This is a genomic window from Zymomonas sp. (genome assembly GCF_020216885.1).
Taxonomy (GTDB): Bacteria; Pseudomonadota; Alphaproteobacteria; order Sphingomonadales; family Sphingomonadaceae; genus Zymomonas.
In genome coordinates this window covers 1-10,000 of the sequence record NZ_JAIWON010000033.1, presented here as the reverse complement: position 1 = coordinate 10,000, position 10,000 = coordinate 1, and the positions used below count along the sequence as shown (strand labels likewise).

7 protein-coding genes and 1 pseudogene are annotated in these 10,000 nt (G+C 43.2%); 2 read left to right on the top strand and 6 right to left on the bottom strand.

All coding sequences use genetic code 11. From position 1 onward, the window contains the following. From LDL18_RS01690 to LDL18_RS01675, 4 genes are all read right to left on the bottom strand, one after another. Positions 1-751, bottom strand: a 751-nt coding sequence (locus LDL18_RS01690) for a catalase (protein WP_296506492.1), incomplete at its 3' end; no start/stop codon positions are given. 162 nt (positions 752-913) lie between these two features. Next, complete coding sequence (locus LDL18_RS01685; protein WP_296506490.1) at positions 914-2,320, bottom strand: nitronate monooxygenase; 1,407 nt, start codon at positions 2,318-2,320, stop codon at positions 914-916. Between the two features lie 598 nt (positions 2,321-2,918). After that, entirely contained in the window at positions 2,919-3,128 is a 210-nt protein-coding gene (locus tag LDL18_RS01680) for a copper ion binding protein (RefSeq protein ID WP_296506488.1), read from the bottom strand. After that, positions 3,125-5,347 carry a heavy metal translocating P-type ATPase gene (locus LDL18_RS01675; protein WP_296506486.1) on the bottom strand — a complete coding sequence of 741 codons (2,223 nt, stop codon included), beginning with the start codon at positions 5,345-5,347 and terminating at the stop codon, positions 3,125-3,127. Before LDL18_RS01675 ends, LDL18_RS01680 begins: the two co-directional genes overlap by 4 nt. Before the next feature lie 226 nt (positions 5,348-5,573). On the opposite strand from LDL18_RS01675, the gene folD reads away from it, so the two are divergent. Then, positions 5,574-6,467, top strand: a complete 894-nt coding sequence (gene folD, locus LDL18_RS01670; RefSeq protein ID WP_296506484.1) for a bifunctional methylenetetrahydrofolate dehydrogenase/methenyltetrahydrofolate cyclohydrolase FolD — start codon at positions 5,574-5,576, stop codon at positions 6,465-6,467. Between the two features lie 49 nt (positions 6,468-6,516). Continuing rightward, positions 6,517-7,617 carry a branched-chain amino acid aminotransferase gene (locus LDL18_RS01665; protein ID WP_296506482.1) on the top strand — a complete coding sequence of 367 codons (1,101 nt, stop codon included), beginning with the start codon at positions 6,517-6,519 and terminating at the stop codon, positions 7,615-7,617. Between the two features lie 48 nt (positions 7,618-7,665). On the opposite strand, the gene LDL18_RS01660 is transcribed toward LDL18_RS01665, so the two are convergent. Together LDL18_RS01660 and LDL18_RS01655 are read right to left on the bottom strand one after the other, a co-directional pair. After that, positions 7,666-9,540, bottom strand: a complete 1,875-nt coding sequence (locus LDL18_RS01660; RefSeq protein ID WP_296506480.1) for a DUF885 family protein — start codon at positions 9,538-9,540, stop codon at positions 7,666-7,668. Positions 9,541-9,730: 190 nt separating this feature from the next. Beyond that, a pseudogene (locus LDL18_RS01655) lies at positions 9,731-10,000 on the bottom strand (polysaccharide export protein); the annotation flags it as partial.

Genomic DNA, 10,000 nt, shown 5'->3' with positions numbered 1-10,000 from the left:
CTTTCTCAATCGAAGAAAAGAGATCTTCCTGATAATGGTCGGGATTGCTACCTGCCAATTTTTCAGCTTCTTCGGCCTTCAAATTTTTGATACCCTGCTGTGACAGAAAATGCCATTTCACATAATGGATATCTCCGGTTTCATTGATCATCGAATAGGTATGGCTAGAAAAGCCATGCATAAAGCGATGACTAAGAGGAATACCACGATCAGAAAAGAGAATAAGAACCTGATGCAAACTTTCAGGACTTTGCGAGAAAAAGTCCCATACCATCTTGGGATCTTTTAAATTCGTCTGTGGGTTACGCTTTTGCGTATGGATAAAATCCGGAAACTTTATCGCATCTCTGATAAAAAAGACGGGAGTATTGTTCCCGACTAAGTCCCAATTTCCTTCCTCAGTATAAAATTTCAAGGCAAAACCGCGCGGGTCACGCACCGTATCTGCCGAGCCTCTCTCTCCGCCAACCGTAGAAAAGCGGGCAAACATCGGCGTTTTTTTCCCAATTTCTGAAAAGATTTTGGCTTTTGTATAGCGGGTAATATCAGCGGTTACAGTCAGCTCACCAAAAGCGCCCGATCCTTTGGCATGAACAACTCTTTCCGGTGTCCGCTCGCGGTTAAAATGTGCTAATTTTTCAATAAGATAGACATCTTGGAGGAGGGTTGGCCCCCGTTTTCCTGCGGTGATACTATTTTGGTTATCACCAACAATACGGCCTGATTCAGTCTGAAGATTGGGTCTAGTCATAACGTCCCTCTTATGATTGGGATTTATGACTGAACGCATGGTCTAGGTGGTTGTATCCTTAAAAATTTTGACCATGCGATGAAATGACCGAATAATAAGCTCTATTTTGATAGCTATCAAAAATTACCCTGCGTTTTATTACAGGGTAATTTCAGATAAATATTATTTTCCAGTAAGAATACGGTCGACTAACTGCTGAACCGTAGGAATAAAATTATTCGCGTAGAAAGGATCGGTCTTAAACCGATACCCCGAATGACCGCAAAACATTAAGTTGTTTTCGATCTCATCACTATGCGCAATATCCTGCAATGTTTTTTGAATGCAGAAGCTTCGCGGATCGGGAACACGGCCTGTCGTATTTTTGTCCGCTTCCGTCCATGAAGAAAAATTACACTGGCTTAAACACCCCATACAAGCAGCCTGATCTTTACGGATCATCCGCATTTCTTCTGTGGTAACAAAAACAAGCGTATTGTCTGGCGTTCTTAATGCCGAAACATAACCATCTTCCACCCACTGGCGCGCTCTTTTTAAATCACCTTCAGTGACCCAAAAACTGGCGCGGGCATTTACACCGGCATCCAATAGATGCTGATGATCACCGGCTTCTTTACCCGAAAAAGCGATTTGACGCTCTGACCGCTCTTCTAGGTTTTTCAAAAATCTATTTTTGATGGCCGAAGAATAAAATCCTGTTGGTGAAAAGCGATGCAATAAGACATCCCCTTCATCCAGCTGCATCAGACGTTTTTTCCATGGCAAGGAAATCGGACTTTCCTGTGTTACCAACGGACGCGTTCCAAATTGGAAAGCGATCGTGCCTAATTCGGGATTATCGATCCAATCATTCCATTCTTCAAGGTGCCAAACACCTCCAGCCATAACGATAGGTATGCTATCGGGAATACCAACCGCACGCATCACCTTCCTGAGGGCATATACCCGTTCATAAGGCGGCTGCGGTGAGGCTGGATCTTCGGCGTTGGATAAGCCGTTATGCCCTCCTGCCCGCCACGGATCTTCATAGACAACAGCGGCTAGAAATTCAGGTGCCTTAGAATAAGCACGTTTCCACAAGGCGTTAAAGGCTCTAGCCGAAGAAACAATCGGCAAATAATAAACCTGATAATGGGCTGCGATCTCGGAAAGTTTATAAGGCATACCAGCACCACAGGTAATGCCTGTCACCAGCCCTTTAGTCTTTTCCAAGACTTCTTTTAAAATAGTTTGGGAACCGCCCATTTCCCATAAAATATTGATATTGATAGCACCCTTGCCGGATGCAATATCATGGGCGCGTTTAACCTGATCAATGGCACCATTTATGGCATATTGCACCAATTCTTGATGACGTTCTGGACGGGTTTTGCTGTGGTATATTTGGGGAATAATTCGGCCATTTTCGTCATAACTATCTGCGTTAACAGCCGAAATTGTGCCAATGCCATTAGCAGCCGCCCAAGCGCCTGCACTCATATGATCCGATGCGGCGATACCTTTCCCGCCTTCAATCAGAGGCCATACTTCACGCTTGCCGTAACGGATTGGGTGCAAGCCTTTGAACAAGTTAATCCTCCCTTAAAATGCAATTTTCTTAATTTGGGTCAAAGCGCTTTTATCAACAAAAAACGCAGAAGTTTAGTTTCAAATCATTCTCGCGAGGCACAAAATTTTAAATCAGCTCTTTTAAAAAGGGAATGAAATATTTTAAAGATTTAATCAAAAAATGAAAAAAGATTTTTTAAAAATCACCCTCGATTAATTCTATTTTTCTAAAATGAAAGACAAAATAATAACAGAATTATTTAAAAGTAAATTTTATTGTAATTTACATGCTGCGCGATTTAGCTATCTCTTTTTGTTCAAAGAGATGTTTCATTCAAAACTAAATTCGCTTTCGACTATTCTATCGTCAAAATTTCAGAGTTTAGGCGATTTTTATTATATAAGGATAAAATGAAAAAATGCGACTATCTCTATGAAGAATATCTTAATAAAAAAATTAATCTAAGTTACAAAAAAATACATTATATAAATTTACTTTTCCGTCAAATGATATAAATTGACCGCAAGTATTAAGGAGAGAATTCCAGTCCACCTGCTCCAAGATAGGTGGGCTGGAATATCCTGATTTGGTTATCAAATAACCGCTGTTATTTTTAGATCAGGCGGCTATATCATAGCCTAAATCATCTATTTCTTTTCTCAAGACGTCTTCTGACACCTCGTCATGATTATAATCTACGGTGACGGTTTTATTCTTTAACGATGCTATAACAGCGGAAACACCCTGCAACTGGCCTAAATGACCTTCAATCGTTTTAACACATTTCTCGCAATGCATCCCTTCGACTTGAAAAATCACACGGGTCATTTAATATCTCCTGATGAAAAAGCCGACCATCGGCTTAATAAAAGCGAGTTGCTCACAACAGAAACAGAACTCATTGCCATCGCGGCTCCAGCAATAACAGGGTTAAGAAAACCGAAAGCCGCTAACGGGATGCCCAACACGTTATAGATAAAAGCAAAAAATAAATTCTGTTTCATTTTTCGCATGGTTGCTCTTGAAAGAGATATCGCAAGGGCGACTTCTTCAAGGTTGGATTTCATTAAAATGATATCTGCCGATTCAATTGCAATATCGGAACCGGCTCCAATAGCAAAACTGACATCAGCTACGGCTAAAGCCGGTGCATCATTGATACCATCACCGACCATGCCAACATAGCGTCCTTGTTTCTTCAAGCTCTGAATTTCGTTTGCTTTATCTTCCGGTAACAGACCAGCTTTGTAATAACGAATACCGACATTTTCGGCAATTTTTCGGGCAGTGATGTCGTTATCACCCGTCAACATCGCCACTTCGATACCCAAACCATATAGTCTTTCAACAGCCTTTTTTGAAGTGGGTCTGACAGGATCCGCCAAAGCGATAGAGCCTAAATATTGGTTGTCACGGGCAATATAAACAAAGCTACTCTCTTTCTTATGCTCGTCTTGATGAAGACGAGATAAAGCGGAATCTTGAATTTTTATACCGGATTCTTCCAGAAAACGTAAAGAGCCCATTCTGATTTTATGATGGTTCTTATCCGTTCCAGTAACACCAAGACCAGCCTTTTCCAGTATATTGTCAGGCAAAAAAATGGTAATGTCTTTGTCTCGGCCAAAAGAAGCAATCGCTTGTGACAAAGGATGAGAAGATTGACTAGCAAGAGAGGTCGCAACCGTTAAGAGATCCTCTTCTTTTATACCCGCGCTACAGGCCACTGTTGCAACCTCGGGTTTACCTTCCGTAATGGTTCCTGTCTTATCAACAACCACATAATTGATATTTTTAGCACGTTCTAAAGCATCGACATTGCGAATAAGGATGCCTTTTTTAGCCCCTGCCCCCGTACCAACCATAATTGCCGTAGGAACAGCCAATCCCAAAGAACAAGGACAAGCAATAACCAAGGTTGAAACAGCTGAAACCAAGGCAGAAGAAAAAGATCCTGTCAAAAGCCAGCTGGCAACAAAAGTCAGAAAAGCAATGACAATAACAACCGGAACAAAAAGGCCAGCTATTTTGTCAGCCAGTTTTTGAATCGGCGCTTTTGATCCCTGAGCCTCTTCAACCATTCGGATAATACCTGCCAAGGCTGTATGTGCTCCAACGGCGATGGCCTTTATTCTGACAGCGCCTCCCTTATTGATGCTGGCAGCAAAAACAGTGTCACCGGCTTGCTTAACAACGGGCATTGCTTCGCCTGTTAACATGGCTTCATCGAAAGAGGATTCACCGGCTATAATCTGCCCATCGACAGGCACTCGCTCACCTGAACGAATAACAAGGATATTGCCTGTTTTTATTTGGCTGACAACGACATCTGAAATATGTCCATCTTCTTCTATATGGCCAATCGGTGGTTGCAATGACAATAAAGATTGCATCGCGGAGCCTGCTCGATTTTTGGCTATATCTTCCAGCAAGCGCCCTAATAAAACGAGCGTAATAATCATGGCGCTGGCTTCAAAATAAATATGTAGATGCCTGAAGCCACCGAAAGTAACGATGCTGCTATAAAGATAGGCCATCCCTGTTCCTAAAACGACCAAAACATCCATGTTGGCCGATCCAGAACGAAGCGATTTCCATGCCGTTTTAAAGAAAGAGGCGCCTGCTATAAATTCAACAATAGTCGCCAAGCCCCATTGGACAAGGCGCGGCATTTCAGAATCCGTTTTTCCCATAGAATGGTTAGGAAAAAACATCATCACCATCTGAAGCAGAAAAGGCAGACTGCAAAAAAAGGCAAGTAGAAAACAATAGAGGGTTTGTTTTCTCAGTTTCTGGTCTAGTAAACGCTGCTTTTCACTATCAACTTTTTCAGCTTCGATTGCACCATAACCGATTTTCTCAATTATTTTTATAATGTCACTTATCTGCGTTACGCTTGGATCAAAAACAACCTGCGCTTTTTCGGTCGCAAAATTAACCGAGGCTTCGACATCAGGAAGACGGTTTAGCCGTTTCTCAATACGGCTTGAACAAGCCGCACATTCCATACCTTTAATAAATAAAGAAACCGTCTTTTTTGATGCCATATGATTGGGATTCTTTCCGACCGATTGAACCGCAAGATATATCAGAGCTAACTCATCAGGTTAAAAATGGTGCCGTTCAGTCGGATGAATTATAATTTATTTTCTTTATCAATGGTATTTTTAAGACTTGTTTTCTTCCAAAATAAAGCGATCCCCCTATATAGGGCGTGGCTTAGCCCATAAGGCCAAGCTGATTCTTTTAATATTTTTGTTGTAAGGATTGTTCATGACTGAGGCAATAATTATTGATGGTAAAGAATTTTCGTCAAATTTACGCAATAAAATTGCCGAAGATGTCAAAGCATTCAAAAAAGAACGTAGCATCGTTCCCGGCTTGGCGGTTGTCCTAGTCGGCGAAGATCCAGCTAGCCGTATCTATGTACGGAAAAAAGAAGAAATGACCACGGCTGTCGGAATGAATTCCCTCAGCTATCGCCTTGATGCAAATGCCAGTCAGCAAGAATTGCTCGATTTGATCGGAACCCTCAATCACGACCCCGCTGTCCATGGCATTTTGGTTCAACTACCTTTACCCAAACATATTGATACCCCGACTATTCTTGAAGCTATTGATCCAGACAAAGATGTCGATGGCTTCCATGTCGTTAATGCAGGACGCTTGGCAATAGGCACGCCCAGTTTAGTGCCTTGCACGCCTGCCGGTTGTATGATGTTGCTCGAGCATACCTTGGGAAGCCTAAAAGGCAAAAATGCTTTAGTGATTGGTCGATCAACGATTGTTGGCCGTCCGATGGCGCAGCTTCTTTTGGCTGCCGATTGCACGGTAACCATTGCGCATCGCCATACCAAAAATCTGGAAGAATTATGCCAACAGGCTGATATCGTTGTCGCCGCTGTTGGGATTCCTCATTTTGTCAAAGCCTCATGGCTCAAGCCGGGTGCCGTTGTGATTGATGTTGGTATCAATCGGGTTCCGGTCGAGGATGAGACTGCTAAGGCCGCAGGAAAAACGCGCATTGTCGGGGATGTCGATTTTGTCGAAGCGGCCAAGGTTGCTTCGGCTATCACTCCAGTTCCAGGGGGTGTCGGTCCCATGACTATTGCCTGCCTTCTTAATAATACCGTGCAGGCTGCACGGAATTTGACTTCTGCTTCTTAAAGGACAAAGACAAAGCATTTCATTGTCTTTACCAAGATTGGTTAAGTATATGTCTCAAACGAAAGAAACCTCTATTCTTACGATAGAACCCACTGACCATCCTACGCCTGCTGATAAACGCAAGGCAATGATGGCCAATCCCGGCTTCGGCACAACCTTTTCTGATCATATGGTTGTGATTCATTATTCCGAAGAAAAAGGATGGCATAATGGACGGGTTATGGCTCGCCAGCCGTTACCACTCGATCCAGCCGCTTCAGTGCTGCATTATGCGCAAGAAATTTTCGAAGGGATGAAGGCCTATCGCAGTCCCGAAAATGAAATTTTGCTGTTCCGCCCCGAGGAAAATGCCCGCCGGTTCCGCCATTCAGCAGAAGTTATGGCAATGGAACCCATTCCAGAAGAAATCTTTCTGGATGCCGTGCATAAGCTTGTCGATATTGATCGTGACTGGGTGCCCGATGGTGAAGTAGGCAGCCTTTATATCCGTCCTTTCCAAATTGCCAGCCAGCCTTTCCTTGGCGTGAAACCTGCCAAAGAATATATTTTCGCGATTATTGCTTGTACGGTTGGCTCCTATTTCAAGGATGCAACCAAAGGTGTGCCGATTTGGGTCTCCGAAAATCATGTTCGGGCGGTTCCTGGTGGCACTGGTACGGCCAAATGTGGCGGTAATTATGCAGCCAGTCTGACAGCCCAAGCCGAAGGTTATGCTCATGGTTGCGCACAGGTTGTCTTCTTGGATGCTATCGAACGTCGTTGGATCGAAGAACTAGGCGGGATGAATGTCTTTTTTGTCATGAATGACAAAACATTGATTACCCCCCCACTGAAAGGCACGATTCTCCACGGAATTACCAGAAAGTCGATCATCGCATTAGCCCGAGACAAGGGATATACCGTTCTGGAACAGCCCTATAGTCTTGATCAATGGCGTGAAGATGCCAAGTCTGGCAAATTGCTAGAAGCCTTCGCCTGTGGGACAGCCGCTGTTATCACTTCTATCGGTAAAGTGTGCGACACACATGGCGATTTTGAGATCGGTGAAAATGGCGCTAATAATCCAGTCGCTAATGAACTAAGAGAATCTCTGATTAACTTGCAGTATGGGCGCGCAGCAGATCCTTACGGCTGGGTCAAACGCGTTTGATTTTCTTTAAAAAAGAGCCCCTTTCTTGGGGCTCTTTTTCTATGTCTATTAACCTTTACTGCGGGCAATATAACGATTGATCACATCCCCCAAAACAGGCAAAGGTACACCGCCTGTTTTGACAATGGCATCATCAAAAGAGGCCAAATCAAAAGCCGATCCCAATTGTTCTTTTGCCTTTTGGCGCAACCTCAAAATTTCGAGCTGTCCCATTTTGTAGCCACAGGCCTGTCCTGGGCTAGCACAATAACGATCAACTTCGCTAGTCGCGGCATCCACCACATAACCACATTCATCAATCAAATAGCGGATAGCCTGATCACGCGACCAACCCATAGAATGCAATCCGGTATCAATCACTAGACGACATGCTCTGAATTGCTGATCTAAGAGATAACCGATCCTTCCGACTGGATCATTTGCGTAAAGCCCTAATTCATCCACCAGCTTTTCAGCATAGAGCGCCCAGCCTTCAACAAAGGCATTAAAGCCCATCATGGAAGAGATAAGAGGCATTTCACTATGATGTTCTGCTAGATAGGCGCCTTGCCAGCTATGACCGGGGATGCCTTCATGGGCAGTAAGAGTTGTCAAAGAATAGCGCGGCCATAAGTTCGTTGAGGCCAGATTGATGTAATAAATAGCTGGTCGGCTGCCATCTAAGGCCGGAAAATTCATATAACCTAAAGGGGCACCCTTTTCGACATCGGGTGGAACTCTTTTAACCAGAATTGGGGCTTTCATTCCCAAATGTGATAACTGGGGAAGCAACGGCCGAATAGCCGCCAGTCTTCCATTGAGATAATCCAAAATTTCGGCTCGACCCGCATCATTATCAGGATAGATAAAGCGCTGATCTTTGCTTAACGCCTGTAATCTTTGTCCGACACTTCCTTTGGTAAATCCTTGTGATTTAAGCAAGCTATCCATTTCGGCTTTCAGAATTTCATTCTGTTCAAGACCGATTTTATGAATATCCGACGCAGATGTCGTCAACGTCGTGCCTAATCTTAACGCCCAATGATAATAAGCTTCCCCATCAGGCAAACGTGAAACAGATGGATTATTTCCGGCCTTAGGCAGAATTTTTGAGAATTCTGTCAGTTCAGTATCTAAAGCAGGATAAAGGCTATCTTTTACAATTCTGGCAGCTTTATCCGAAAAACTACCTTGTATACCGGCTTTTTTTGCGCGAATATCTAAATTTTGAACAAAACTTTGCTCTTCGGCCTTGATAGCCCGAAAATCCTGCATTTGTGCGAAGGCTTTTTGAGCAATAAAATTAGGTGGAATAACGCCAATAGAGGCCTCTCTCTTGAGTTCCTCAGTTTCCTCTTTAATTTGTCGAGAAAAAGCCTGCAATCGTAAAAGATAGGCTTCAACATCCGCCTTATTCTCAATCCGATGCTGGGAATTCAAGAAATCAGCCATCGAGGTAGTAACGCCATTTTGTTGGCTAAGGCTATAGGTCTCCGTTCCACCAGAAAAACCAGCAGCGGCACCTCCACCATAAGAAAAATCAAGACCGTCTAGACCTCGATCAACAGCATAAGAAACTGTTTCATATTGTATTTGGTCTTTTTCAGTCTTGAGACTGGCTTTCACCTTATCCAGTTTTTGACGCATAGAACGAATTTGGCGAGACCATTCGGCCAAACCCTTTTGGGAATTATCCGATAGTTTGGCTTCAAGTTCGGCTAACTGCCCCTTATCAAGTCCTAAACTGGTCGCCATTTCTGGCGACAGAATTAAAATTTCATGGGCAAACTCTGCTAAAAGACCCGATAAAGGTGAATTATTCTCTGCATTCACTATTTCTGGAATAATATTACTAATCCCTGAAACCGTCAGCACAGTGGCCGTTTTTTTTAAAATATCGCGTCTTTCCTGACTATCGAGTTTACCTATTTGTTGATTCCCCATGATAACGCCCCCCCTTAATTAAAGGCCTGTTCCCAATTTAGACCATGACTAAACTTTGTTACAAAGGAGAGCAGTTTTTATGATTATTCCAAGGGAAGCAAGATAAAATATTGACTAAAAATAGAACAATATTCTTGGAGCTGGATGGATATCGTCAGATTACAACCCAGCTCCGATAACAGACTAAAGATTAATATGCTGCCGCTCTTGCAATAAGGAGTGGTGCAAATATCTGGTTAACGATATTCGCAGCCTTTATAGCGCGTGTTAACTTCGCGCTGGAAATATAAAGGACGTCTTTATCCCGTAAAGTAAATCTTTGTGCCATAAAATAACTAGCAGGATCAAGCATATTTAACTGATAAACGACGGGCTTTTCTTTATTAGGCGCTGTCTCATCTGGGACAAAACGCATCAGAAAGACGGCTCTTGGATCAGAAATGTTATCATTTGGGCCACC